Origin of the sequence: Synechococcus sp. CBW1004 (assembly GCF_015840715.1) — a bacterium.
GTDB lineage: Bacteria > Cyanobacteriota > Cyanobacteriia > PCC-6307 > Cyanobiaceae > Cyanobium.
On sequence record NZ_CP060397.1, the window covers coordinates 504,770 to 530,040 of the forward strand.

General features: G+C 66.9%; 23 protein-coding genes. 13 read left to right on the forward strand and 10 right to left on the reverse strand.

Annotated features, from left to right (window positions below):
- Positions 1-30: 30 nt before the first annotated feature.
- The gene (locus tag H8F25_RS02365; protein ID WP_370525865.1) at positions 31-336 is read right to left on the reverse strand and encodes a TMEM165/GDT1 family protein; all 306 of its coding nucleotides are present in this window, start codon (positions 334-336) and stop codon (positions 31-33) included.
- A gap of 149 nt (positions 337-485) precedes the next feature.
- Positions 486-929, reverse strand: a complete 444-nt coding sequence (locus tag H8F25_RS02370; RefSeq protein WP_197211852.1) for a YkgJ family cysteine cluster protein — start codon at positions 927-929, stop codon at positions 486-488.
- Positions 930-1,250: 321 nt separating this feature from the next.
- On the opposite strand from H8F25_RS02370, the gene psb30 reads away from it, so the two are divergent.
- Complete coding sequence (psb30, locus tag H8F25_RS02375; RefSeq protein ID WP_006041509.1) at positions 1,251-1,358, forward strand: photosystem II reaction center protein Ycf12/Psb30; 108 nt, start codon at positions 1,251-1,253, stop codon at positions 1,356-1,358.
- A gap of 278 nt (positions 1,359-1,636) precedes the next feature.
- Here the strand turns inward: psb30 and recJ are convergent, their stop codons facing one another.
- Positions 1,637-3,589 carry a single-stranded-DNA-specific exonuclease RecJ gene (recJ, locus tag H8F25_RS02380; protein ID WP_197211853.1) on the reverse strand — a complete coding sequence of 651 codons (1,953 nt, stop codon included), beginning with the start codon at positions 3,587-3,589 and terminating at the stop codon, positions 1,637-1,639.
- Positions 3,590-3,721: 132 nt separating this feature from the next.
- On the opposite strand from recJ, the gene H8F25_RS02385 reads away from it, so the two are divergent.
- Genes H8F25_RS02385 through H8F25_RS02395 form a run of 3 tightly spaced genes read left to right on the forward strand, consistent with a single transcriptional unit; the run spans position 3,722 to position 5,941 of the window.
- Complete coding sequence (locus H8F25_RS02385) at positions 3,722-4,516, forward strand: HAD-IA family hydrolase (RefSeq protein ID WP_197211854.1); 795 nt, start codon at positions 3,722-3,724, stop codon at positions 4,514-4,516.
- Positions 4,513-4,860 (forward strand): DUF565 domain-containing protein, encoded by a 348-nt coding sequence (locus H8F25_RS02390; RefSeq protein WP_197211855.1) that lies wholly within the window; start codon positions 4,513-4,515, stop codon positions 4,858-4,860. Before H8F25_RS02385 ends, H8F25_RS02390 begins: the two co-directional genes overlap by 4 nt.
- Positions 4,850-5,941, forward strand: coding sequence for a hypothetical protein (locus H8F25_RS02395; RefSeq protein WP_197211856.1), 1,092 nt, complete (start codon positions 4,850-4,852; stop codon positions 5,939-5,941). Before H8F25_RS02390 ends, H8F25_RS02395 begins: the two co-directional genes overlap by 11 nt.
- On the opposite strand, the gene rpmF is transcribed toward H8F25_RS02395, so the two are convergent.
- Positions 5,902-6,081 (reverse strand): 50S ribosomal protein L32, encoded by a 180-nt coding sequence (gene rpmF, locus H8F25_RS02400; RefSeq protein ID WP_197211857.1) that lies wholly within the window; start codon positions 6,079-6,081, stop codon positions 5,902-5,904. The genes H8F25_RS02395 and rpmF overlap by 40 nt on opposite strands.
- A gap of 135 nt (positions 6,082-6,216) precedes the next feature.
- Between rpmF and ftsH the strand changes: the two genes are divergently transcribed.
- From ftsH to H8F25_RS02415, 3 genes are all read left to right on the forward strand, one after another.
- Positions 6,217-8,055 carry an ATP-dependent zinc metalloprotease FtsH gene (ftsH, locus tag H8F25_RS02405; RefSeq protein ID WP_197211858.1) on the forward strand — a complete coding sequence of 613 codons (1,839 nt, stop codon included), beginning with the start codon at positions 6,217-6,219 and terminating at the stop codon, positions 8,053-8,055.
- A 114-nt stretch (positions 8,056-8,169) separates the two neighbouring features.
- Positions 8,170-8,613: a VOC family protein gene (locus tag H8F25_RS02410; protein ID WP_197211859.1), complete on the forward strand. Its 444-nt coding sequence runs from the start codon at positions 8,170-8,172 to the stop codon at positions 8,611-8,613.
- Positions 8,610-8,945, forward strand: a complete 336-nt coding sequence (locus tag H8F25_RS02415) for a hypothetical protein (RefSeq protein ID WP_197211860.1) — start codon at positions 8,610-8,612, stop codon at positions 8,943-8,945. Before H8F25_RS02410 ends, H8F25_RS02415 begins: the two co-directional genes overlap by 4 nt.
- 45 nt (positions 8,946-8,990) lie before the next feature.
- On the opposite strand, the gene H8F25_RS02420 is transcribed toward H8F25_RS02415, so the two are convergent.
- Both H8F25_RS02420 and H8F25_RS02425 read right to left on the reverse strand, forming a co-directional pair.
- The gene (locus H8F25_RS02420) at positions 8,991-9,743 is read right to left on the reverse strand and encodes an META domain-containing protein (protein ID WP_197211861.1); all 753 of its coding nucleotides are present in this window, start codon (positions 9,741-9,743) and stop codon (positions 8,991-8,993) included.
- Between the two features lie 150 nt (positions 9,744-9,893).
- The gene (locus H8F25_RS02425; protein ID WP_197211862.1) at positions 9,894-10,907 is read right to left on the reverse strand and encodes an isopenicillin N synthase family oxygenase; all 1,014 of its coding nucleotides are present in this window, start codon (positions 10,905-10,907) and stop codon (positions 9,894-9,896) included.
- Between the two features lie 34 nt (positions 10,908-10,941).
- On the opposite strand from H8F25_RS02425, the gene H8F25_RS02430 reads away from it, so the two are divergent.
- The 3 genes from H8F25_RS02430 to H8F25_RS02440 all read left to right on the forward strand — a co-directional run bounded on the left by H8F25_RS02430 (position 10,942) and on the right by H8F25_RS02440 (position 15,256).
- Positions 10,942-11,490 (forward strand): rhomboid family intramembrane serine protease, encoded by a 549-nt coding sequence (locus H8F25_RS02430; RefSeq protein WP_370525866.1) that lies wholly within the window; start codon positions 10,942-10,944, stop codon positions 11,488-11,490.
- A 435-nt stretch (positions 11,491-11,925) separates the two neighbouring features.
- Positions 11,926-12,612: a response regulator transcription factor gene (locus H8F25_RS02435; RefSeq protein ID WP_197211864.1), complete on the forward strand. Its 687-nt coding sequence runs from the start codon at positions 11,926-11,928 to the stop codon at positions 12,610-12,612.
- Positions 12,613-12,829: 217 nt separating this feature from the next.
- Positions 12,830-15,256, forward strand: coding sequence for an EAL domain-containing protein (locus tag H8F25_RS02440; RefSeq protein ID WP_197211865.1), 2,427 nt, complete (start codon positions 12,830-12,832; stop codon positions 15,254-15,256).
- Here H8F25_RS02440 and H8F25_RS02445 read toward each other — a convergent pair.
- The 3 genes from H8F25_RS02445 to H8F25_RS02455 form a co-directional block, all read right to left on the reverse strand.
- The gene (locus H8F25_RS02445; protein WP_197211866.1) at positions 15,181-16,401 is read right to left on the reverse strand and encodes an acetate/propionate family kinase; all 1,221 of its coding nucleotides are present in this window, start codon (positions 16,399-16,401) and stop codon (positions 15,181-15,183) included. The genes H8F25_RS02440 and H8F25_RS02445 overlap by 76 nt on opposite strands.
- On the reverse strand, positions 16,401-18,821 hold the full coding sequence (locus H8F25_RS02450) for a phosphoketolase (RefSeq protein WP_197211867.1): 2,421 nt from the start codon (positions 18,819-18,821) through the stop codon (positions 16,401-16,403). The genes H8F25_RS02445 and H8F25_RS02450 overlap by 1 nt, the downstream gene beginning before the upstream one ends.
- Positions 18,822-18,926: 105 nt before the next feature.
- Positions 18,927-19,316: a Crp/Fnr family transcriptional regulator gene (locus H8F25_RS02455; protein WP_197211868.1), complete on the reverse strand. Its 390-nt coding sequence runs from the start codon at positions 19,314-19,316 to the stop codon at positions 18,927-18,929.
- A gap of 1,504 nt (positions 19,317-20,820) precedes the next feature.
- Between H8F25_RS02455 and H8F25_RS02465 the strand changes: the two genes are divergently transcribed.
- Positions 20,821-21,042, forward strand: coding sequence for a hypothetical protein (locus H8F25_RS02465; protein WP_197211870.1), 222 nt, complete (start codon positions 20,821-20,823; stop codon positions 21,040-21,042).
- 13 nt (positions 21,043-21,055) lie between these two features.
- On the opposite strand, the gene arsS is transcribed toward H8F25_RS02465, so the two are convergent.
- Positions 21,056-22,048, reverse strand: a complete 993-nt coding sequence (gene arsS / locus H8F25_RS02470; protein ID WP_197213355.1) for an arsenosugar biosynthesis radical SAM (seleno)protein ArsS — start codon at positions 22,046-22,048, stop codon at positions 21,056-21,058.
- Positions 22,049-22,198: 150 nt separating this feature from the next.
- Between arsS and H8F25_RS02475 the strand changes: the two genes are divergently transcribed.
- Positions 22,199-22,639, forward strand: a complete 441-nt coding sequence (locus H8F25_RS02475) for a Hepatitis C virus core protein (protein ID WP_197211871.1) — start codon at positions 22,199-22,201, stop codon at positions 22,637-22,639.
- Positions 22,640-22,741: 102 nt separating this feature from the next.
- Positions 22,742-24,910, forward strand: coding sequence for a glutamine synthetase III (locus H8F25_RS02480; RefSeq protein ID WP_197211872.1), 2,169 nt, complete (start codon positions 22,742-22,744; stop codon positions 24,908-24,910).
- Positions 24,911-25,271 lie beyond the last annotated feature (361 nt).

A 25,271-nucleotide genomic window follows, 5' to 3' on the forward strand; every position in this document is an offset into this window, starting at 1 on the left:
TGGGCAGGGGGAGAGCGGGGGCTGTCCGCCTCAGCCGCTGGGAACGGAGAGGGCGGCGGGAGCCAGCTGAAGCATCGCCTGACGGCCCAGCCACAGCCCGAGAACGACCATCAGCACCCCGGCTCCGCGCTCGAGCTGCTGGGGTGCCATCAGCCTGGACAGCCAGCGGCCCAGCACCACGCCCACCAGGCTGGAACTGATCAGCGCGAGGGAGGCCCCGACGAACACGACCGCGGGCCGTCCCGATTCCGCCGACAGCAGCAGTGCCGCCAGCTGGGTCTTGTCCCCCAGCTCGGCCAGGAACACGGTCGTCGCGGTGGACAGGAAGACGGTCAGCCAGGCCTGCGAGGCCCCCGGCTGCTGCTCCGGAGCAGCCGGCTCCACGGTGGCGACGCCCTCCGGTTGCGTGTCGGCGGTCTCCTCCACCAGGGGCGAACCTGTCGCGGCCTCAGGCTCCTGGCCGCTGACATCGGGGCGTGAAGCGCTCATGGCGTGCGGCGGATGGCCTGCTCGAAACGCCTCATCACCCTGCCACGGCCGCCGTATTCGGCGCGGATCTGGGTGCGGCAGGAGGCAATGGCCAGCGCCTGGGCGTCGGCCTCCAACGGGATCTCGCCGTTCGCTCCACCACTGGCCGGCGCGCTCCGGCGGGCTGTGGCGGCCGCTGCAGCGGATCCGGCCCCTGGAGGGGCGCCCGAGCCGGAGAACAGGGCCATCAGATTCTCGACCCGGCAGAAATCCGGGCGGGTGTCATAGATGCGGCAGCGCCGCCGACCGGTGTCGAAATGGATGCACCAGCCGTCCTCGCCCACCATCGCCAGGTAGGTGCGGCGCTGTTCGTCATCGAGGCAGTCGAGATCGTCCCCCCGTTCGGCGGGATCAAGACGGCAGCAGGCACCGCAGTCTGAGATGCATCGCCAGTGGGCCATCAGCGCTTCTCCGTCAGACAGGTGCCAGCTTCCCAGCCCCACCACCGGCTGGATCGGACGGAGCCACCAGGTTCAGCTGGATGAACCTCCGCCCCTCAACCGGCCACTCTGCCGACTGCTCCAGGATGACCCTCGCCAGGTGGGCAGCTGCCCGTGGTGAGCCGCGGTTCTTCTGGGCCATCCATCTGTCCCCTGCTTCCGGCTTCCACCGCGCCCGCTCTGCTGTGACAAGCCGTCACAAGCGCTGCGCTGGAACAGCGGACGACGGCGCGCGCAGCCTTAAGGTGCCCCACGAGCTCCTCGCGCAGCACAAGGAACGACATGGGCATCGACTTCCACCTGATCGCCAATTTCGGGGCGCTGGCGCTGATCACCCTGGCCGGTCCGGCCGTGATCTTCATCCTCTTCTACCGGCGCGGTGCTCTCTGAGGACGGGAGCTTTTGACGTGTGGCGGTTGTCGGCTGACGAAACCGCTGCACGGCATCGCGGCCGGCCCTTCCTGTTCCGCCCACGCCGCTCGCTGCATCGTTGATCGAACGCGTTCGCGAGGGCTGACGGCACGGTCTCGTGCCGTGGACCTGATCAACGGCTGATCAACGGAACGGCTCCTCACGCCAGTCCGGCTTGATCCGTGTTGTCATCCAAGGCGCTCGGGTGTGAGGAACGCGTCGTCTCCCGGGCCGCGGATGTTCATGCCTCCTGGTGATCAGCCGGCCAGACCGAGCGCCATCGCAGCATCGTGAAACAGCCGGAGCAGGGCCGGGCTGTGGTCCATTCCGGTGTCGCAGGCTTCCGCTCCAGCCCCCCGCGCGACCGGTGTGAAGCTCTGCAGCCGCCGCTCCTGTCCGGCGGCATTGCGGATGACCAGCCCTTCGCCCTCCCGCCGACACCAGTAGGTGCGATCGCGGCGCTGCAGCACCACCTCCTCACCCTGCCGCGCTCGCAGGGCCACCAGCTCCAGCTGCAGCCGCTCCTGACCCTGCCAGCGATCCAGCCGCAGGTGGTAGGCCACGTCGATCAGGCCGCGCGGCAGTTCCTCCCCCTGCCAGCGCCAGGCCATCGCCCGGAGTGAGCGGACGCCCTGGGCCAGCTGCAGCTGCAGGTGTCCGCCCCGCAACAGCCGGGCGCTCTCCACCTCACAGCCGCAGCTCCAGAAGAGCGGCGCGGGATGGCCGATGCCGAAGGGCTCCAGGCGCTGCATCTGGGCGAAGAAGTCCCGATCGATCCGCTCCAGCCCCAGCAGCGCCTCCGGCTCCACCAGACGGGCTGTGCCTCCGTCCCCCAGCCACTGCAGCGCCAGCCGCTCGAGACGCTCCTGCAGGGCGGCCACGCGCTCAGCCCGCACGGTGAAGCCCCCGGCGGCGGGATGGCCGCCATGGCGTTCCAGCAGTTCCGAACAGGCCGCCAGCGCCCGGTCCACGGCAAAGCCCCTCGGAGCCCGCACCGAGGCTCGCAGCAGTCCGTTGCCCTCCCCTGCCAGAAGGGCCACCGGCAGGGAGAAACGCTCCACGAGCCTGGAGGCCACGATCCCGATCACACCGTGGTGCCAGTGACCCTGCGCCAGGAGCAGGAAGGGAGCCCGGTTCGGGCCATCGGCTTCCACCAGGGCGAGGGCTTCGGCCTCGATCGCATCGCAGAGCTCGCGCCGCTGGCGGTTCATCGCTTCACACGACTGCGCCAGCTCCAGCGCCTGGTTTCCGTCGTCGGTGGTGAGCAGATCCACCACCAGCCGGGGATCACCGAGTCGCCCGACGGCGTTGATCCGCGGTGCGAGCTGAAATCCCACCAACTGCGCATCGAGCGGCCGGGACTCGATGCCAGCCAGCTGCTGCAGGGCCTGCAGGCCCTTGAGAGCGCTGCGGCCCAGCCGGGGCAGCCCGTCGAGCAACCAGCGCCGGTTCACACCGCACAGGGGAGCCATGTCGGCGATGGTGCCGATGCAGAACAGGTCCAGGGCCATGGCGAGGGCATCGGAGCGGCCCATGCGACGGCAGAGCCCTTCAGCGAGCACGTAGGCCAGCCCGACTCCCGCCAGGCCGCGGTAGGGCGATCCCTCCGGTGTGGTGGCCGGATGGAGCAGGGCCCGGTGCGGCGGCATCCGCGCCGGCAGGCTGTGGTGATCGGTGAGGATCACCTCCAGCCCAAGCGCCTCGGCCCGCTCCAGGGCCTCCAGCGCCGAGACGCCGTTGTCGACGGTGATCAGCAGAGCGATCCCGGCGGCGGCGAGCCGCTCCACCATGGCGACGTTGAGCCCGTAGCCCTCCTGCATGCGGCTCGGAATCGCCGCCTCGGGCCTGGCCCCCAGCCGCTGCAGCACGCCCACCAGCAGGGCGGTGCTGGTCATGCCATCGGCGTCGTAGTCGCCGCAGATCGCCACCGCCTCGCTCAGGCGGCAGGCCTGCTCAAGCCGTGACTCTGCGTCGATCAGATCGGGGAAGTGCTCCCGCGGTTCCGGAGCCGGCGGCGGATCGAGCAGGTCGGCAAGGGAGTCGGCACTGCGGTGTCCCCGGCGCCACAGCACCGCCAGCAGTTCCGGTGGGAGTCCGCAGAGCTCACGGGAGGAGCCGGGGCCGAACGGATCGGCTGGCAGAGGCGAAGGCAGCAACCAGCGTTCCTCGATGGGCTCAGAACGCAAGGGCTGAAGGCGAAGCGTTGCCATTGTGCGATCCCCGGGCCGCAGCTGCCGCCCAGGTTTCCCCGGTTCCGGCATCCGCCCGCAGCGGGGATCGGCGGCACGGACGGTGATGGCTCGGCAGGATGCAGCGGCGTCCTCCCCCGACCGCGGCCCGCCATGGCCAGCTCCGCCCCGACCCCCCCTTTCGGCGGATCTCCGATCCGGGCGCTGCTCTGGGATGTGGATGGCACCCTGGCCGAGACGGAACTTGCCGGCCATCGCCCTGCGTTCAACCGGGCCTTCGCCGATGAGGGGCTCGCCTGGCACTGGGATGTCGACCGGTATCTGCCGTTGCTGCGCATCAGCGGCGGCCGCGAGCGGATGCGCACCTTCGCCCGCGACTTCGGCCACACCCTCAGCGAGGCGCAGATCGAGCGTCTGCAACAGCGCAAGCAGCGCCACTACGAGCAGCTGATCCGCTCCGGTGCCGTCGGCCTGAGGCCAGGTGTGCGCCGGCTGATCCTCGAAGCCCGCGCCGCGGGACTGGCCCAGGCGATCGTCACCACCAGCGGGCGCGCTTCGGTGCAGGCCCTTCTGGAGGGTGCCGCCGGGGAGCTGGCGCAGTGCTTCGCCTTCTGGGTCTGTGGCGAGGATGTGGACCGCAAGAAGCCGGATCCGGAGGGGTATCGACAGGCTCTCGAGCGCCTGGCTCTCCAGCCTGAGGAGGGGCTGGCGATCGAGGACTCCCGCAATGGCCTGCAGGCGGCCTGCAGTGCCGGTCTCGCCTGTCTGGTCACCCTCAGCGACAGCTCACGGTGGGAGGCCGCCGGCGAGGGGGCTCAGGACTTCGCCCCGGCGCTCGCGGTGCTGGACGGCCTGGACGATCCTCCGCCACCTTCCCCTCTCGTCTCGCGCTGTCCGACGGAGCAGGTGACACTGCGCTGGTTACATAGCCTGAGAGGGGCTGCATGAACGGGCCAGCACGCCAACGCACCCGTCTGCAGCAGCTGGAGAGGCGCCTCGGCGGCTCCCTGCTCAGCCAGCTGCGCTCCAGCTGGCGGGCTGGAAGTCTGACCCTGCTCGGGCTGCTGGTGGGCTTCTATCTGGCTCAGAACCTCACCTCGCTCCTGCTGATCAACCTCCCCGGTGGCCGGCCGGCCGGGGTGCTGTGGTGCGTGCTGCTGTTCGAACTGCTGGTGCGCCTGCGCACCCGCTTCGTCTCCGATCCACCTGGCCTGGGCTGGGTGATCGTCGACAACCTGCGGCTCGGTGCCACCTACGCGCTGGTCCTGGAGGCCTTCAAGCTTGGGACCTGATCCACCAGCCGTCCCAGGGATCGATCCCCTGCTTGAGGAGGGCTTCGTCCATCCGCTGCTGGCCCAGCTGCGCACCTGGCAGGCTGAGGCGCGGAGTGGAACGCGTCGCCTTCCGCTGATCGCCCTCAACGGTCCTGTGGGGGCTGGCAAGAGCACCCTGGGCCGCCAGCTGGAAGCGCTGGCACCGCGCTTCGGCCTCCGGCTCTGTGTGGCCTCGATCGATGACCTCTACCTCAGCTGGCCTGAGCGGGGGGAGCGCCTCGCCGGCAATCCGTTCGGCGTCAGTCGCGTGCCTCCCGGCAGCCACGATCTGCCCCTGTTGCTGGAAGCCCTGGCTCAGTGGCGGCATCGCGGGGTACTCAGGCTCCCCCGCTTCGACAAGAGCCTGGCGGCCGGAGAGGGGGACCGAGCCGGCTGGCGGGAACTTGCCTGTGATGCGCTGGTGCTCGAGGGATGGCTGATGGGCTGCCGTCCTCTCTCCGAAGCAGCTCTGGAGGCCGTGATGGAGGGTGCGTTGTTGAGGACTCTCCGCACCGGCGTCGCGGAACCGTCAGCCGAACAACCACTCGGGAGGGAAAACGGGGCGCCGCCGCTGCAACGCGAGGAATGGACGTGGTTGCCCCGCTGGAACCACGAACTGGAGCACTATCTGCCGCTGTGGCAGGCCTGTGATGGGCTGTGGCTGCTGCGACCCCTGCACTGGGGCCTGCCACGTCGATGGCGCTTTCAGGCCGAAGGGCGGCAGCGACGCAGCGGAGGGGGGTGGCTGGCGCCGGCCGATCTGGCGCAGCTCGTGCGGGCCAGTCTCTGCTCGCTTCCGCCAGCGCTCTATCAGGACCCGCTGAGCCAGGAACTGGCTCCAGATGGGGTGTGGCTGGGGGCAGGCTCCGCCGGTCTCCTCACCTCGCGTTCCGGTGATCGCCAGGAGACGCGAGCTCAGAGATCAGGAGCAGCGCCTCAGCCACACGATCCCAGCTTCAAACCTCCCACCCAGGCCGTGGCCTGGCTGGATGGTCGTCGGCGGTGTCGTTCGCTCTGGCTTCAGGCCTCGCTATCGCCTTCCTCTTCAGCCACTGGATAGACAAAACCCTGGGCGCGGCCGCTGAGCACGGCCTTGCCGATCGACAGAGCCTTGGCGGCAGCCACACCGGCTTTGGCCTTCCAGTGGGCATGGCGCTGGTTGCGCTTGCCTTTGGAGGTTTTCTTCTTGGGAACTGCCATTGCTGCGTCCGCGAGCCAAACGAAGATCATCCGTTGTCACGCGAGCTTTCGTCAAATCGCTACAGTCCGATTCCGATCCAGACCCCCGTGACCATCGGATCAGGTTCTCCAGCGCCGACCCCTGCTCAGCAGCCGATGCGGCAACCCTTCCAGTTCGGTGCGTTCGGCAGGCCGGTGCCTTCCTACAGCCAGATGCTGTCGGAGATTCGCCAGGGGCAGGTCAAGGCCCTGGAGCTGCAGCCGCGCCAGCGTCAGGTCAGTGTCACCTACAAGAACGGCAAGCGCGTCGACGTGCCTGTCTTCAGCGAGAACCAGCTGTTGCTGCGCACGGCCGAGCAGGCCCGTGTGCCGCTGACGGTGCGCGATGAGCGCGGTGAGGAGGCAACAGCCGGGCTGGTCACCAATGCACTGCTGCTGGTTCTGTTGCTGGCGGGCCTGGGGCTCCTGATCCGACGATCGGCCCAGGTGGCCAACAAGGCGATGGGGTTCGGTCGCAGCCAGCCCCGCCTCCAGGCGGAGGGGGCGATTCCCGTGCGTTTCGAGGATGTCGCCGGCATCGAGGAGGCGAAGGAGGAGCTGCAGGAGGTGGTCACCTTCCTCAGGTCGCCGGAGCGCTTCACCGCAGTGGGCGCCAAGATTCCGCGCGGCGTGCTGCTGGTGGGCCCGCCCGGAACCGGCAAGACCCTTCTGGCCAGGGCGATCGCCGGGGAGGCCGGCGTGCCGTTCTTCTCGATGGCGGCCTCCGAGTTCGTCGAGCTCTTCGTGGGCGTCGGGGCCAGTCGGGTGCGTGATCTCTTTCGCCAGGCCAAGGCGAAGGCCCCCTGCATCATCTTCATCGATGAGATCGATGCGGTCGGACGCCAGCGCGGTGCCGGCATCGGCGGCGGCAACGACGAACGTGAGCAGACCCTCAACCAGCTGCTCACCGAGATGGATGGCTTCGAGGACAACGGTGGCGTGATCCTCCTGGCCGCCACCAATCGTCCCGATGTGCTCGATTCGGCTCTGATGCGCCCAGGTCGTTTCGACCGACGCATCACCGTCGATCTCCCCGATCGGCGCGGTCGCGAGGAGATCCTGGCGGTGCATGCCCGCTCGCGTCCGCTCGATCCGTCGGTGCAGCTGGCTGACTGGGCCGCCCGCACCCCAGGGTTCTCGGGTGCCGACCTGTCCAACCTGCTCAATGAAGCGGCCATCCTCACGGCCCGGCGCCAGCAGTCGAGCATTGACGAGCAGGCCCTCAGCGATGCCCTCGAGCGCATCACGATGGGCCTCACGGCTGCTCCGCTTCAGGACAGTGCCAAGAAGCGACTGATCGCCTACCACGAGGTCGGCCACGCCTTGCTCACCACCCTGGTGCCCCATGCGGACCGGCTGGACAAGGTGACGCTGTTGCCCCGGGCCGGTGGCGTCGGGGGCTTCGCCCGCACCATGCCCGACGAGGACATCCTCGATTCCGGCCTGATCAGTCGGGCCTACCTCCTGGCCCGTCTTGTGGTGCTCCTGGGTGGCAGGGCCGCGGAGATGGTGGTGTTCGGACCGAGCGAAGTGACTCAGGGAGCGTCCGGAGATCTTCAGATGGTCAGTCGCATCTGCCGCGAGATGGTCACGCGCTACGGCTTCTCCGAGCTTGGTCCGGTGGCCCTGGAGGGTGAGGATGCCGAGGTCTTTCTGGGGCGGGACTGGGTGCGTTCCCAGGCTCACTATTCCCTGGCCACCGGCAACCGCATCGACCGCCAGGTCCGCGATCTGGCCTGCTGGGCCCTGGATCGGGCCATCGCGATCCTGTCGCCGCGCCGTTCGCTGATGGACGAGCTGGTGGAGCGGCTGATCGAGGAGGAGACGATCGAGGGAGATCGCTTCCGGCAGGCCGTCGAGGCCTGGCAGGTCGCCCATCCGGATGTGGCCGGTGAGGGATTGCAGGTGACAGCGGTGGCGTCTGCCGCTGCCCCGGTGGTGCTCGCCGCCACCTGAGAGAGGCCGAGCGGCTCATCTCCGTCGATGTCTTGCAGCCGTGAGGCCTGCACGGACAGCAGCGCCTTGTGCGGCGCCTCCATGATGGTGGTCCCCAGGGAGCCGCGACCGACCATGACGCGCAGCTGTTTCCACCTGTCCATCCCTGCGATCGATCTGGAGGCAACGGTGCGTTGGTACGTCGACGGACTGGGATGCCGGCCGGGCCGCCGCAGCCCTGACGCTGCGATTCTGGATCTGGGAGGCCATCAGCTGGTGGCCCAGCGTCTGGCTCAGGGCTCGTTCCCGGAGTCTCAACGGGGCATTTATCCGCGCCACTTCGGGCTGGTGTTCGAGGAATGGAACACCTGGAGGTCTCTGCACGAGCGCGTCAGCGCTGCAGGGATTGCCTTCGCGGTGGCACCGAAATGCCGTTTCCCCGGCGAAGTGCTGGAGCACCACACGTTCTTTCTGACGGATCCCAGCGACAACTGGCTGGAGTTCAAGCACTACAGCCATCCCGAGGCGATCCTGGGCTGTGTGGATCAGGCCGTCGTGGGTGATGCCCTGTTCCGATGAACGGAGCTGACCGTGACGCCTCGCGGCGCCTGCGCAGCCGCGCCCGTCTGCTGGAATTCCTGAAGTTCCGGGTGCTGGCCGCTCAGCTGACCTTCTTCGACGACTGGCGCCTGGAGGAGAGCTTCACGCCGGATCAGGCCGCCGCCAGGGCTACAGCTCTGCCGCCGCTGGATCTGGTGGCCTTCCGGCAGTGGCTGCAGCCGCTGTGGCCGGAGGCCATGGCCCTCACCGACAGCGATCTTCACGAGTGCCTCGAGCAGGCACACCGGCTGTATGTCGACGCGCCACCGCAGCCGCGGCTCGGAACCGTTTCCGCGCCTCCGTCGCTGTGATCAGCGCCTCTGCGGCCCCCGGCCAACCCTTTCCAGAGCGGCTGCTCACAACGGCCGCGCCTCCATCAGCAACCGCACGTCGCCACTCTCATCCAGCAGCTCCAGACGGCCCTGACGATCGAGGCGCCAGCGCCGCACCTCCAGCAGATCGGCCAGGAAGCGCGCTTCATCGGCGTTCACGGCGGGTTCGCAGTCCAGCCTCGTGCCGCCGGCTGGCTCGAGCCGCAGGTTCTCTCCCTGCAAGGCATAGGTTCCGATGAAGCGATTGCAGTCGCCGCTGCCGGTCAGCTCACGGGTGAGAGGATCCAGGCGGAACTGCTGCTCCTGCCTGGGCGCCCCCAACGGGGTCGGAACGCTCGCCGCCGGCGCCCGCAGCCACGGCAGGCCCCGTAACGGCGCATCCCCGACCGGTTCCAGCAGCACCCGCACCGGTGCGGGACGCCCAGGGATCACCGCCATGGCTGCCGTGGTGCTGAACAGCAGCCGATTGGCCTGGCGGATGCCGGCCCGCAGGCTGTAGCGGCTGTCCGGGCGGATGGCCGCGTCGAGGTAAGGCACGCTGAAGGTGAAGGGGGCTCGACTTCGCACCGGCGTGCGGGTTCGGCCGACCAGCACCGTGGAATCCCCCGCGCCAACGAGCTCGATCAGCTGCAGATCGAGCACGGCATCGCTTGGAAGCGGAAAGGGCTGGCTGAGGGCGGCTGTTCCGTTCAGCTCCCCGGCCATCACGGGCCCGACGACGCCCAGCAATGTCGTGCTGGCGAGGGCGACCTGGAACAGCCGCGCGGCACAGGCCAAGACCGGGCGCCGTGTCCGGGTGATCGGAGAGGGGGCGACGGCAGTCGTCCACTGCCGTGAACGCAGCGGGGTGACGCGCAGTGTCCTGCGCAGGACGCCTGCTGCGGGAATGGGGTGTCGCAACACGGCTCCCGACCGAGGGCGACAAGGCTAGGAAGAAGCGCCGGAGCCGCCGGGGGTCTCGAGCAGATTGATCCGATACAGCACTTCCTCCAGTGCGTCAGCCGCTGTGATCGCGCTGAACCGCTGGGGATGCGCAGGGGTGCAGCAGCTCGCCAGGGGCGCCAGCACGGTCCAGGGGCGTGCATGGCAGAACTGCACCACGCTGAACCGCTCGCCGGTCTCACCGGCCGGGGCCACCACCCGGTGCCACCCGGCGGGAATCAGGCCGTTGCTGAGCCGCTCCAGCATCAGACCGGTGTTGAGGATCACCCGTCCCGGCGGAGGACAGGCCGGCACCCACCGCTCCTCCACCTGCACCTCGAGGCCGGGTGCACTGGCGCGGGGCAGGGCCGTGATCAGGTTGATATCGGCGTGCGCCGCGGCCCACAGATGCCCTTGCCCTGGCGCAGCCGGCATCGGTGGGTAACGCAGGGCCCGGGTGAGGGTGGGGGCGTCCTGCACCATCTCGTCGAAGAAGGTCTCGGCGCAGCCGATCCCAAGGGCGATCACGCGCAGGAAACGCCGCTGCAGCTCGGCCAGGGCACGGTGGAAATCGAGGAGCACCGCGGTGATGCCGGGCACGACCGCTTCCGGCAGCAGCTGCTCGGGGTAGAGGAGCGGGTGACGGCGACGGAGGGGATGGCCCGAAGGCAGGGGTTCGGCCCAGTTGAGCATCTCCTTCCAGTCAGCCCGGACTTCGCCGGCGGCGGTTTCCACCAGCAGGCCCGTGTATCCCGTCTGACCGCTGCTGCCGCTGGCATGGAACCGCTGCTTCTGCTCCGCAGGCAGCGCGAAGAACTGCGCCAGCAGGGCGTAAGCGGTGTCGATCAGCTCCTCGGAGAGATCGCTGCGGCAGTACACGAACCCGGTTGCCAGGCTGCGCCGCACGCCATCGATCACCGCACGGCGCCGCTGCCCGTCGCCCCGTTCGAAGGCCAGGAGATCGACATCAAGAATCGCGTCCACACCCTCGGCTTCCGGGGCCGCAAGGCTAGGTGCCATGCGTCAGGCTGATCTGCCGACCATGGCGGCTTCGATGCGCCGACTCCCCTCCGTCTTCTGGATTCCACCGGCCGTCGCAGCCATCCCCTGGCTGCAGGAACTGGTCGACCAGCTGTTCTTCGCGGGCCGCTGGAATCTGGCGATGCTTCCGGGCGGCTCGCTCAGCGGAGTGTTCACCGCACCCTTCAGCCACGCCGGCTTTGGCCATCTGATCGCCAACACCCTCTGGTTCCTGCCCCTCTCCTGGCTGGTGCTGCTCAAGAGCCGTCGCGACTACCTCGGTGTCTGGCTCGGTGTCTATGCCACGGCTCTTCCGGTGTGGCTGTTCTGGCCGGTGGGCAGCCATGGCCTCTCCGGTGTCAACTACGGGCTGCTGGGGTATCTGCTCTCCATCGGCTGGCTGGAGAAACGTTTCACCAGCCTGCTGCTGTCACTGTTCTGCCTCTTGGCCTATGGCGGGCTGCTTCCGGCTCTGCTGCCGTTCCTGAGCCCGTCAGGGGTGAGCTGGATCGGGCACCTCAGCGGGTTTCTGGGAGGAGTGCTGGCGGCCCTGGCGCTTCACCGGGAACCACAACCCGGCTGAAGGCCCGCCGTGCAGGGACCTCTGCCAGAGGAAGAGCCGAAAGGAGCGAGCGCCGGCTTTCAGACGCTGAGATCCTGCAGCGGGGCCCATTGGGCGATGAGTTGCTCGTGCCTCACGAGGCGATACCGGGTCTGCTCGTCAGGCTGAACGCGGTACTGGTGGCGGAGTGCAGCGAGTTGCTGTCGCAGGGCGTTGAGGACGGGATGGTTGTCGTTCAAGGCACTGAAGCGAACCACCAAATATTAACAGAAGTGGAAGATCCGTGCCAGCCCTGGTTTGACGTCTTGCAACAGCACGCTTCAGCGTTCCTGGCAGGTTCGCCGCGCCGATCCGCCAGAGGCCAGTCCGGGCCTCTCGGCTTCCTCCCGCAGGGCGGGCCCGCGGGCGGAAGCGGCCTCGATAGGATCCCCGCTGGCCCCTGCTACGGGTCCAGCCATGGATCTGACGCCCTTTCTGGACACGCTCGAGGGGACCAGTCTCGATCAGATCCTGTTGTCTGTGGCGATCAGCGGCAAGGTGGCCATCGCCATGAAGGGCCGGTTCCTGCTGCGTGCCGTCTGTGAGAACTTCCAGGACCGCAGCCATATCGGCTGTGCGGTCACGGATGAAAGCTCCTGTCTCGCCTATCTGGCGCGGGAACCTTATGAGCTGCTGATCTGCACCGATCGCCTGGAGGAGGGGAACGGGTTCGAGCTGAGCCGCAAGGCACGCGAAGCTCAGCCCCATCTGAAGGTCGTGGTGCTGGCTCTTGGCGATGTCATCCCGGCTGAATATGCCGAAGCGCCCTGGCTCGATGCCGTGGTGGCCGAGGCGGATGTGGTGGATGATCAGCGCCCCCTGCAGGCCGCCGTCATCGCGGTGATGGGGAATCATTCCTATCGCAGCCCGTCGCTGCGAACCGGCATCCTTCCCTATCTGAGTTGCCCCCGCCTGACTCCCCGGGAATATGAGGTGCTCGATCTGCTGGCCAGCGGCATGAGCGACCGGGAGATCGCCCGTTCCCTGGTGGTCAGTGAAGAGACCGCCAGGACGTACACCAAGCGGTTGCTGCAGACCCTCGGTGTCAACAACCGTCTGCAGGCGGTCCTCAAGGGAATGCGTTGCGGCATGATCCAGATCTGAAAAGCCCCGCGCCCTCTCGGATTTCTCATCACGATTCCGATCCGTTGTGACCTTGAACGGTGTGGCTCCCGCCCAGAATCAGTCAAGCGTTGAATGCGTGCGAAGGCATGATCCTGCGTCCCGAGTCCTGGATCCAGGGTGGCCATGCGACGCCACGCAAAGCTGTCTTCAGACCATCCACAGCGGTCCATAAGATGAAGTCCAGTCTTCAGCCGCGATGATCCGCTCCCTGTCGCTGCTGCGGTCCTGGCTGAAGGAAGAGCGTCGGCTGTTGCCCCGCTCCGCTCGACCTGGGTGGATCGCCCTCGGCACCCTGGGCCTGCTGAGCGTGCTGCTCATCGTCGAGAGCCATCGGCGGCATGCACAGATCAGATCCGCACAGGAACGCCAGCGGCTGGAGCAGCTGGAGCTGGTGGATGCCGCGCTCGGCGATCTCAGCCGCACCGTGTTCGACTGGGCGCGCTGGGACGATTCCCTTCAGTTCGTTCAGGGCCGCAATCCGTCGTTCGTGCAGCGGGACATCGCCGAGTCCTCCCTGTTCGCCGCCGGTGGCGTGATGGTGGTGATCGATCGCGGCGGCCGGCCTCTCGTGAGCTTCAGCGAAGCGGGGATCGATCATCCCGCTGACCGTCCGTTGCAGCAGTGCAGCCTGGCGAATCTGTCCTCCCTGACATCGCTGAGCAGCGCGGTGAAGCTCTTCTGCCCAGGAGCAGAGGGCCATCCCTATCTCGGTGTGCTGACCCAGATCAGCAACAACGACAGCACCGCAGCGGCTGAGGGCTCCATGGTGATGTTCGAACCGCTGGTGGGACCAGATCAGGGCCCAAGGCTCCGCGTGCAATTGGAGGCCCTGGCAACACAGCTGGTCAGTGGTGGCTCGGGCGAACAGCTCTCGCTCCCTGGTTCGATCCGTCTGTACGGCCCTGATGGAGGGCTGATCGGATTAAGGCCACTCGCCAGCCTGACCCCACTGGTGCACTCGCTGCGCGACGACCTGCTGCTGGTGCTCGGGCTGCTGGCGCCCTTGCTGCTGATCCGCATGCAGCTCACCCTGGCCCACCGCCGGCAGCGCCTGGTCACCCTGCATCGGGAACGGCGGGTGACCGAGCGCATCCGACGTGTCTGCAAGCAGCTGGACGGCTTGCTGGCTCGCTCAGGCGCGTCCGATCAACGGCTCTCGGCGCCACAGCGGGTGATGGAGCGGCTGCTGCGCGCCGAGGATCCCCCTCCTCCACGCGAGTCGACCGCCCATCCTCTGGCCCTGGAACGACGCCTCGATGCCTTCGCCAGGCGCTTTCAGCACTTTCTCGATGGCGCCCACAATCTGGCGCTGCTGGATCAGCTCACCCAGCTTCCGAACCGACGCTTCTTCATCGAGCAGCTGGCCCTGGAGGTGGAGCGCCATCAACGGGAGCAGCAACCGATCGCGCTGCTGTTCGTCGACATCGACCGTTTCAAGGAGCTCAATGACAGCTTCGGGCATTCCATCGGTGATTGCGCCCTGGTGCTGGTCGCGCAGCGCCTCAGAACACTCGTCGGCCTGCATGACTTTCTGGCACGCTATGGCGGCGATGAATTCGTGATTCTTCATCACCTCGAGCATGTCGCCATTGGTGATTATGAAAACCAGCACAAGAACAGTCTGCGCTTCGCTGAGCGCATCGCCGCCGCCTTTCTGGACCCCGTGGATCTGGACGGTGTATCCACTGAACTGAATCTCAGCCTCGGCATCACCCTGCTGCGCCCCGACCTGTCCAGTCCGGAAGCCGCGATGCAGCAGTGCGACCTGGCCATGCTGCGCGCCAAACAGAACAAGCACAACCGCATCGCGATCTTCGACCTGGATCACTCCGATGCACGCGACAGCGACTACGAGCTGTACACCGACCTGCTGCGGGCGATCCGCGATCAGGAGCTCTCGGTTCTGTTTCAGCCGATCGTCGACACGGAGGGTCAGCCCCGGGCTGTTGAGGCGCTGGCCCGCTGGCAGAATCCTTGCCGAGGCTGGGTGTCTCCAGAGCAGTTCCTCACGCTGGCTGAGCGCCATCGTCAGACTCTGCGGCTTTCCGAGGCACTGCTGCGCCAGGCCCTGATCGGGTACAAAGCCATTCCCATGGGCGCGGAAAGGCCCCTGAACCTGTCGTTCAACATCACCCCCACCGAGCTCGAAGATCCGAGCCTCGTCAGCCGCATCCTGCGTCAGCTCGAGCTGCACGACGTCGCACCGGCCCAGTTGACGCTTGAGCTCACCGAACGGGGCATTCTCGAGGGCTCAGCCATCGTTCAGGACAATCTTCGCCACCTGCGTCTGCATGACATCCGCCTCTCCCTCGATGATTTCGGCACGGGCTATTCGTCGCTCAGCCTGCTCAGTCAACTGCAGCCTGATGAAGTGAAGATCGATCGCTGCTTCGTGATGGCGATGCAGCAGGATCCCTACGCCCTGCAGATCATCACCCTGCTTGCGCGTATGGCGCCAGCACTGGGCTTTCAGCTGGTCGCCGAGGGAGTGGAGGATCGGGTCAGCTTCGAGCGCCTTCGGGATCTCGGCATCCAACGGTTCCAGGGTTACTGGTTCGCCAGGCCGCTGGCCTCCGCTGCGGTGGATGCGTTTTCGGCACTGCCGCCCGCTGCCTGCGTCTGAAGGTCACTCACGCCGTCCTGATCGTGGCGGGCCCTCTCGGCCGCCCGGCAGGCGCGGGCGATCACGCCTTCCTCATCCGCGGGCACCACCACCAGGCGGAACGGGCCCAACCAGTGCAGATCCTGCTGGAGCTCCTCCCGAAGCTGCAGATCGTGTTCGCCGATGCCACCGCTGAGTGCGATCACATCCACGCCACCGAGGCTTGCCGCCATGGCGCCGATGCCCTGCCGCAATCGCTCCATGAAGACCGCGATCGCCAGCCGTGCTCCGGTATGGCCGTCCGCCGCCGCGAGGCGCAGGTCGCGCATGCTGCCGCTCAGCCCCGACAGGCCCAGAAGGCCGCTGCCCGACTGCAGCTGCTGCTCCAGATCCGCGGCGCTGACACCCCGTCGCAACAGATCCAGAAGCACGCCGGGATCGACGCTGCCGCAGCGACTGGCCATCACCAGACCCTCCATCGGCGTGAAACCCATGGTGGTGGCGATGCTGACGCCGCCACGGATGGCACACAGGGAACAGCCTGCACCCAGGTGACAGCTGATCAGCCGCAACGGCCCCTCGGGCCCGGAACCCTCGAGCCGATGCACCACCTCACTGACGTGCTGATGGTTGAGGCCATGGAAGCCGTATCTGCGCAAGCCCAGATCCCGCCAGGCCGCCGGCAGGGCATAGGTGTAGGCCTGCGCCGGCAGGGTGTGATGAAAGGCGGTGTCGAAGCAGGCCCACTGGGGCAGCCCGGGCAGACGCGCCCTCAACCAGCGCATCACCCGCAGGGCGGGGGGATTGTGAAGCGGAGCCAGAGGCACCAGCTCCTCCAGCGCGTCGAGCACCGGAGCATCGAGGCGGGTGGGCGCCGTGAAGCGGCTGCCTCCATGCACGACGCGATGCCCCACCAGAGTCGGAGTCCGGGAGCTGTGCATGAGAAGCGGCGCCAGAGAGTCCCCCAGCACGATGTCCGGCGACTGGGCGGAAGCGGCGGATGTGGTGGGGTCCCAGGTCCACTGTTCCCGCCAGAGCACGGCATCGTCGTGGTCGATCAGAGCGGCCTTGAGGCTGGAGCTGCCGGCATTGACCACAAGCACTGCCCCGTCAGGGGAGTCCTGCCCGGGACGACCGTGGCCGTCGCTGGAGCCGCTCGAGGCCATCAGGCTTCGCCGACCGGCAGGGACCAGGTCCAGGAGCGGATCTCCGGCGCATCGATGCCGTGCTGATGGGCATACTCGCGGTTCTGAAGGATGGCATCCTTCATGCGCTCCTTGACGTGCGCCGCGCGCGAACCGAGTCCGGGGACGCGGTCGATGACGTCGATGACCAGGTTGTAACGATCAATCTGATTGTTCATGGCCAGCTCGAGAGGCGTGTTGATGTTCCCCTTTTCCTTGTAGCCACGCACATGGAAGTTGCCATGATTGCGACGCCGATAGGTGAGGCGGTGGATCAGCCAGGGGTAGCCATGGAAATTGAAGATCACCGGCTTGTCGGTGGTGAACAGGGAGTCGAAATCCCGATCTGAAAGCCCATGGGGATGCTCGCTCGGCTGGGTGAGCGCAAACAGCTTGACCACATTCAGCACGCGGATTCGCAGCCGTGGGATCTCGCGGCGCAGGATCTCCACCGCCGCCAGGGTTTCCTTGGTGGGGATGTCGCCGGCACACGCCATCACCACATCAGGCTCATCGGGTTCGCTGCCGTGGTGGTCGTTGCTGGCCCAGCCCCAGAGGCCGATGCCCTTGGCCACATGCTGGCGGGCCTCCTCGAGGCTGAGGTACTGAAGATGCTTCTGCTTATCGGACACGATGATGTTGCACACATTGGGCTCCACCAGGGCTGTTTCGGCCACCGCCAGCAGTGAATTGGCATCGGCCGGCAGATAGACCCTCACCACCTCGCCGCTCTTGTTGCCGGCGAGATCGATGAAGCCTGGATCCTGATGGGTGAAGCCATTGTGATCCTGGCGCCAGACAGTCGAGGAGATCAGGCAGGTCCAGGGACCGATCGGAGCTCGCCAGGGCGCGTGGTGGATGCAGCTCTCCAGCCATTTGGCGTGCTGATTGAACATCGAGGCGATCACATGGGCAAAGGCCTCATAGGTGTGGAAAAAGCCATAGCGCCCCGTGAGCAGGTAGCCCTCCATCATCCCCACCAGCGTGTGCTCGCTCAGCATCTCCACCACCCGGCCATCGCGGCTGAGTTCGCTGCCGTTGAGGTCTTCGGGCAGGAACTCCTCCATCCACACCTTCTTGCTGCGTTCGTAGATCGCCTGAAGTCGGTTGGAGGCGGTTTCATCCGGACCGAACACACGCACGGCATTCGGATTGAGCGCGATGGCATCGCGCAGCAGTTCGCCGAGGGGATAGGTGTTCTCATGCTCCACCGTGCCGGGGGCCGGCACGGCCACGGCGTAGTCGCTCGACTGGGGCAGTCGCAGCTTGCGACGAAGCAGCCCTCCGTTGGCATGGGGGTTGGAGCCCATGCGGCGCTGGCCCCGGGGAGACAGCGCCTGCAGCTCGGGCCGCAGCGTGCCGTTGTCGTCAAACAGCTCCCAGGGGCGATAGCTCTTCAGCCAGTCCTCGAGCATCCGCAGCTGCAGGGGATCGTGGACGGGGTCCGGCAGCGGCACCTGATGGGCCCGCCAGAAACCCTCGAGCTTCTTCTCACCGAGGGCCGCCGGGCCGGTCCAACCCTTGGGCGAGCGCAGCACGATCATCGGCCAGGCGGGCCTCACGGCTTCGCCGCTGGTCCGCGCCTCGGCCCGGATCGCCTGGATGCGGGCGATGGCGGTGTCCATCGCCTCCGCCATGGCGCGGTGCATGGCCTCGGGTTCGTGTCCCTCCACGAACAGGGGATCCCAGCCGTAGCCCCGCATCAGGCTCTCCAGCTCGGAGCGGGGAATCCTGGCCAGCAGGGTGGGGTTGGCGATCTTGTAGCCGTTCAGGTGCAGCACAGGCAGCACCGCACCGTCGTGGATCGGGTTGAGGAACTTGTTGATGTGCCAGCTTGTGGCGAGCGGGCCGGTCTCGGCTTCTCCGTCGCCGACGCAGGCAAGGGCGATCAGATCGGGGTTGTCGAACACGGCACCGCAGGCGTGCGACAGCACGTAGCCCAGCTCACCGCCTTCATGGATCGACCCCGGTGTCTCCGGGGTGCAGTGGGAGCCGATGTGTCCCGGGAAGGAGAACTGTTTGAAGAAGCGGGCCATCCCCGCGGCATCTCGGCTCTTGTCCGGATACACCTCGCTGTAGGTGCCGTCGAGGTAGGTGGGCCCCAGCACGCCCGGCGCCCCGTGACCGGGCCCGGACAGGTAGATCATGTCCAGGTCGTGATGGCGGATCACCCGGTTGGCGTGCGCCCAGAGGAAGGCCTGACCGGGGCTGGAGCCCCAGTGCCCCAGCAGGCGTGTCTTGATGTGCTCCGGCTGCAGCGCTTCCCGCAGGAGCGGATTGGCGCGCAGATAGATCATCCCCACGGCCAGGTAGTTGGCGGCCCGCCACCAGGCGTCGAGCAGGTGCAGGTCGTCGCTGGACGTGGCGAATGCCGCGGTGGGGCCGGAAAGGGTGCTGGTCATGGTGTCGGGGACAGCCCCGGGAGGGGGGGATGCGGGCAGGGGCGGTGAGCATTCCGGCCCGTGGGCGAGTCTGGTTGAAAACCGCGGTGAGAGCGCCAGCGCGCGTCAGCGCTCCGCCACAGAGCGCTTCAGTTCCTGGAGCCGGCACTCGAGGTCGTGCAGCATTTCGAGACCGAACATCGGCAGCTCCTGGACAGCGAACAGAAACTCCGGCCTGTCCATTTCGAGAAGTTCCGCATCGCTGATGGCCGTTGCCGTGCCGAAGCGGCGGTGCTCCGGATCGACCAGAGCTCCGACACCGAAACAACCGCCGGGGCCGACGGTTTCGCTGAGTTCACTGCCCCAGGTGAGGGCGATGGTGCCGCTGACGACGCCATAGAGAACATCACCATGATCACCTGGCTGGAAAATGATGTCGCCCGCCTTGACATGCCGCGTCGGCCGGCTGCCTGACAGAGCAGCGATGGTGGAGAGCTCGGGAGTTGATTGGCTCATGATCAGGATGTGGAAGGCGCCTGATGGACCGGATGAATGCGCGCAGGCAGGGCGACAGGATCTGGACCTGCAGTCCTGTGCTTCACACCGCCGCCTTCACCTGCGTGAGCGTGAAGTCCCGGCCAGGCCGGGGATGCATCGGCAGTCAGGACCACGATGGAGCTCCCTGGTTAAGACGGCATCAACCCTGTTGTGCAGGCTGCAGAGACAGGTCGCATCAGGCACATGGCTCCGACGCGACGGCGGGTCGATCCACCGCCGGACGCACCGCGGGAGGCGGTTTTGCTGCCTTCTCCCGGAGGGCTGCAAGGGAGTGCTCAGCCTCCGAGAGCCACCGCGCCGGTTCGGTCTTCCTGGGATGAATCCGCGGCATCGGGAGCAGGGTGAGCTCTGCGCCGGCTGACTTGCACGGCCTGTCGATAGGCCCGCCCCCGCAACCGCAGATCGAGTTCCCCGACGGTGATCTGCGTCCCCGGGCGATCGGGATCAGCCACCGGCCTGGTGAGGTGGGCAAACACCGAACGATGCAGGAGCTGGTTCTGTCTGGCGATGTGCGCGAGACGCTCCTGCTCGCTCCGGGCATCACCGGAGCCATGCTTGCGCTTGCCCACCTTCCATCTCCTGAGGGCGGTTGCAGGCTAGGTCGGCCGCGTCGGCCTGCCGGATCGATGACCCGGTGCGGCACGGTCTCGTGCTGATCGCGATCGCTGCGCTCCCGTGTCCTGCCTCCCCAGTCCGGGATCCATGCGTCAGCAGGCGCTGACGGAACAGGCATGAATGCCTATGGCATCCAGCCGATGGGCGAATGCAGAGTGAAACCAATCAACGGGAGGTCCAGCGATGGAAGACACACCACCCAATCGGTCTTCAGGAGCGCACTGAAGGCAGGCCCCTGCTCCAACAGTCTGAATCCGACATCCGGTTTTCCGGTTCATCACGAATCACCCCATGCACCGCCAATCCAGCCGCTTTCCGGTTGATCAGGTGCCCCGGGGTCATCCGAAAACCGTCCCATGGAAACCATGGCCCCAGGTGCCTGTTTCGGGACCTCCGCCCCGCAACTTCACACACCCGAATCATCCGCTGACGACTCCTTGATGGCGCGCGAATGACGGCTCTGCCGCATCACCCATCCCCGACCCAAACAGGTCACGCGTCCGTTCAGCCCGTTCCCGTTGCGGCCAAACCGCCGCGATTCACGCCCCGTCCAGGCCATTCCTGAGGGAATGACGTTCCGGTGCTGGGTTGCAATCAGCGATCACCCTTCACGATTCATGTCCTGCCGCGGCTGTTTTGCCGCCCAGGAGTCTTCCCCCGCGGCCCGGTTTCCTGACTCAGGAAGCCGGGCCTGTTCCTGTTTCGGGGGCTTCCCGGCAGCCCATGACCGGATGTGGCCCCGGAGCGAAGAACGATGACGCACTCGTCCGTTGCCTCACGGGTGACCCGTGCCGCCAGCCGGCCTACGATCGCTGTCCAGCTGAGGGGGAATCCGCCCCGGACTGCCATGCTCATCGGAGAGGTCTACTTGGAGGCCCTTGCCAGCGGCATCATCACCCAGGACGAGATCGACTGGCTCACCACCCATCAGGCCAGCTTCAACCGGGATGAGGAAGCCAAGGCGCTGAAGATCGGCCGCCTGCTCGACGAGGGTGCCATCCAGATCGGTTGTCGCCTTCTGGGCAAGCCCAGCACCAGTGTCAGCAACACCGGCAGCGGCGCCGGCTGAGCACCGTCCTCTGTCAGCTGAGTGCACCACCGCAGCTCGAGCCATGACCGGCCGTGCAGCCCCAGCAATGGTCTCCGACCTGAATCGGATCGCCCAGGGGATCCGTCTGCAGCAGATCCTCAAGTCGGGCGCGCCGCCCGCCACGGCCTGACAGAGCCTCCGGGTGGAGACTCAGATCAAGCATCTGGTTGAAATCGCAATCGTGGATCTCGCCGCGCCAGTCGACGCTGATCAGGTTGCGGCACATCACCGCATCCAGGTTGGTGCTCCGGTGGGCACCGCGCAGCAGTTCCATGTAGCGGTCATGCTCGCCGCTGGCCCGCAGGCTCGCGGCAAAACGCTGAATCGGCATGTTGGCCAGGGCGAAGAGGCGATGGAACATCACTCCGTGGCGCTCGGCCAGAACCTTCTTGTAGTCGTGTTCCAGTTGTTGCTGCTCCGGAGGCAGCTGGGGGCCCTGGGGGTTGAACACGAGATGCAGCTGCAGGGGCGAGTTCTCGTGGCCGTAGCCCAGCGCGTTCAGCCGCCGCAGGCCGGCGATGCTCCGCTCGAAGACGCCATCGCCGCGCTGGCGGTCGACGTTGTCCTCCAGGTAGCAGGGCAGCGAGGCCACCACCTGTACCCCCTCTCCCGCCAGGAACTCCGCCAGATCCTCCTGTCCCGGCTCGCTCAGGATCGTCAGGTTGCAGCGATCGATCACCTCCACCCCCTGACCGCGCACCCGGCGCACCAGGTCCCGGAACCCGGGATGCAGTTCGGGAGCACCGCCGGTGATGTCCAGGCAGCTGAGTCGGCGCGCCTCCAGCACCGCAGGGATCAGCGCCAGGGTCCCGGCGTCCATGCTTTCGCGGCGATGGGGACCGGCGCCGACGTGGCAGTGGCTGCAGCTCTGGTTGCATCGATAGCCCAGATTCACCTGCAGGGTTGTCAGCGCACCGCGGCGCAGCTTCGGGAAAGGATGAGCCCCTTCGTTCGCGGGACGTCTCTCGGAGAGGCTCTGACTCATGGCGTCAGCGAACGGGTTCGCAGTGGTGTCACCGGCTTCGCTCACCAGGATGCCGTGCGGGATCACGACCGGTAGGCGTGGCACGACGTCTTGCCCGTGTGGAGGCACTCTCGGTTCCGCATCAGCCTCCAGCTTGAGAGAATGGCGTGGATGAGCCTCCCCACCACCAGCACGAGCCCCTCCACCCTGAGCGCCAGCAGCCTGGATCCACCCCGGGGCTATCGCCCTCTGGCCTGGCTCGGTCTCGTCTCCAACATCCTGGTCATCCCCATGACGCTGGTGGTGATCCTGGCCGATCCCAACTGGCGCACGGCTCACATCGCGGTCGGGGCCGGCGCGCTGCTTCCCTGCGCCACCGTCGGGATCATCGCCTCGGTGGCCCTGCTGCAATGGCGTCACTGGGGGCAGGTGCTCGCGATCGTGGCTCTGTCGTTGAGCCTGGCCGTGGCCCTTCCCTACGGCATCGTGCGCCTGGTGCTCGACCCGGCCCAGCGCCCGCTTCTGGGACTGGTCACCCCTCTGATCTGGAGCGTCAACACGGCGGCTCTGGTCTTCTGGTGCCGCCCTGCGGTGCGGCGCTACCTCCGCTGAAGGGCAGGGCCGCCGGAGCGCTTCGGTGGAGATTCTGTAGCGAGGACGTCATCGGGGGGGTCACGCTGCAGGATTGGATGCGTCTCAGACAAAAGAGACCCAATGCCCAGTCCACAGCGCTTCGCCGCTCTCCAGGCCATTCAGCAGCGGCAGCCTGTCGCCACGGCCCCGGTCCAGAAACTCTCCGAGATCTGGGCCAGCGACGTGTTCAGTCTCGACAAGATGAAGGCCGCCCTTCCCAAGGAGATCTTCAAATCGGTGCAACGCACCATCCGCGAGGGCAGCAAGCTTGATGTATCGGTGGCCAATGTGGTGGCCCAGGCGATGAAGGAGTGGGCCGTCAGTCGCGGCGCCCTGTACTACTCCCACGTTTTCTATCCCCTCACCAACTCCACCGCTGAGAAGCACGACGGCTTCATTTCACCTCAGGGTGATGGCAGTGCGATCACCGAGTTCACCGGCAAGCTGCTGGTGCAGGGTGAGCCTGATGGGTCCTCCTTCCCCAACGGCGGGATCCGCTCCACCTTTGAGGCCCGTGGCTACACGGCCTGGGACATCACCAGTCCCGCCTATCTGATGGAGACGCCGAATGGCATCACCCTCTGCATTCCCACGGTCTTCGTGTCGTGGACCGGGGAGGCGCTGGACAAGAAGACTCCCCTGCTGCGCTCCAACGCCGCCGTCGACCGCCAGGCACGCCGTCTGCTGAGTCTGCTGGGGGAGAAGGACATCGCCCCGGTGAGTTCCAGTTGTGGCGCTGAACAGGAATACTTCCTGATCGACCGTGCCTACCTGTCGCTGCGCCCCGACCTGCTGCTGGCCGGTCGCACCCTGTTCGGACATCCTTCGGCCAAAGGGCAACAGTTCGACGACCATTATTTCGGCGCCATTCCGGAGCGCGTTCAGGTGTTCATGCAGGAGGTGGAACGCAGCCTCTATCGCCTGGGCATCCCCGCCAAGACCCGCCACAACGAGGTGGCTCCGTCGCAGTTCGAGATTGCTCCGTTCCATGAGGCGGCCAACGTGGCCACCGATCACCAGCAGCTGACGATGACGGTGCTGCGGGAGACGGCCCGCAAGCACGGCATGGTCTGCCTGTTGCATGAGAAGCCCTTCGCCGGCATCAACGGCAGCGGTAAACATGTCAACTGGTCGATCGGCAATGCCACCCAGGGCAATCTGCTGGATCCAGGCAACACCCCCCACGAGAACCTGCAGTTCCTGATCTTCTGCGGTGCTGTGATCCGTGGCGTGCATCTCTATGGGCCGCTCATGCGGGCGGCGATCGCCACCGCCAGCAATGATCACCGCCTCGGCGCCAACGAAGCGCCACCTGCGATCATCTCGGTGTATCTCGGCAGCCAGCTCGAAGATGTCTTCCAGCAGATCCGCGGCGGCCAGCTCAGTGGCTCGGCGATCGGCGGAATGATGGATTTCGGCATCGACACCTTGCCTGAATTCCCCCGCGACGCCGGCGATCGCAACCGCACCTCCCCGTTCGCCTTCACCGGCAATCGCTTCGAATTCCGGGCCGTCGGTTCGGGACAGTCGGTGGCCGGTCCACTGGTGGTGCTGAACACGATCCTGGCCGATTCGATCGCCTGGATCGCCGATGCGCTCGAGGCGCGCCTGAACCAGGGAGAGCCCCTGGATCAGGCCGCCCTGGCGGTGCTGCAGGTGGTGATGCAGCAGCACGGCCAGGTGGTCTTCGGCGGCAACGGCTATTCCGAGGAATGGCACCACATGGCGGTTGCGGAGCGCGGTCTGGAGAATCTGCGCACCACTGCCGACGCCCTGCCGGTGCTGGAGCGGCCCGCCATCCGCGAGCTGTTCGAGCGCACCGGCGTGCTCACGCCGGTCGAGCTGCAGAGCCGCTTCGAGGTCTACGCCGAGCAGTACATCCTGGCGATTGACGTCGAGGCCAAGCTCGCAGTCCAGATCGCCCAGACCCAGATCTACCCCGCCGCGATGCGGTACGTGGGCGATCTCTCCGCGATCCTCCAGCGTCAGAGCGCGCTGGGTGTGCCTGTATCAACCCAGCTCTGCCAACGGGTGTCGGCGCTCTGCCAGACCCTGCTCGAGTGCACGACCTCCCTCGAGGAGGCCATCGCCAGCCCGCCCCACGGAACCGAGGCCCATCTGCGCCATGCCGCTGATGTGCTGGTGCCGCGCATGAACCGCGTCCGGGAGGTGGTCGATGAGCTCGAAGGGCTGGTGGATGATGACCTCTGGCCCCTGCCCACCTACCAGGAGCTGCTGTTCGTGCGCTGAACAGGCTCCGGTCCGCGCCGCAGGGAGGAAGCCCTGCGGCGCGCCGGTGTCGCCTGTGCCGTTGCCGACACCGGCAGATGTCGCCATAGTGACAGTCACCAGCTGGCACAGCACCCAGACTTCCGGCATTCCGATCGTTCCACGACTCCGCCGACCGCTGCTGTTCAGCTGGCTTCACCCGATCGCCTGCCGATCGGCACTCCCCCAACAGTTGGGTTGTCAACGCCTGATCGGCAGTCCCCTCCATCCCGACCACCCTGCCGCCATGGAACGACAGGTTCGTCTCCCCCCGGTCGCCCCACGCCCTGCCGGCATCCGGGACATCCACCCGCATCGCCCCCTCCGCTGAACGCGTTTCACC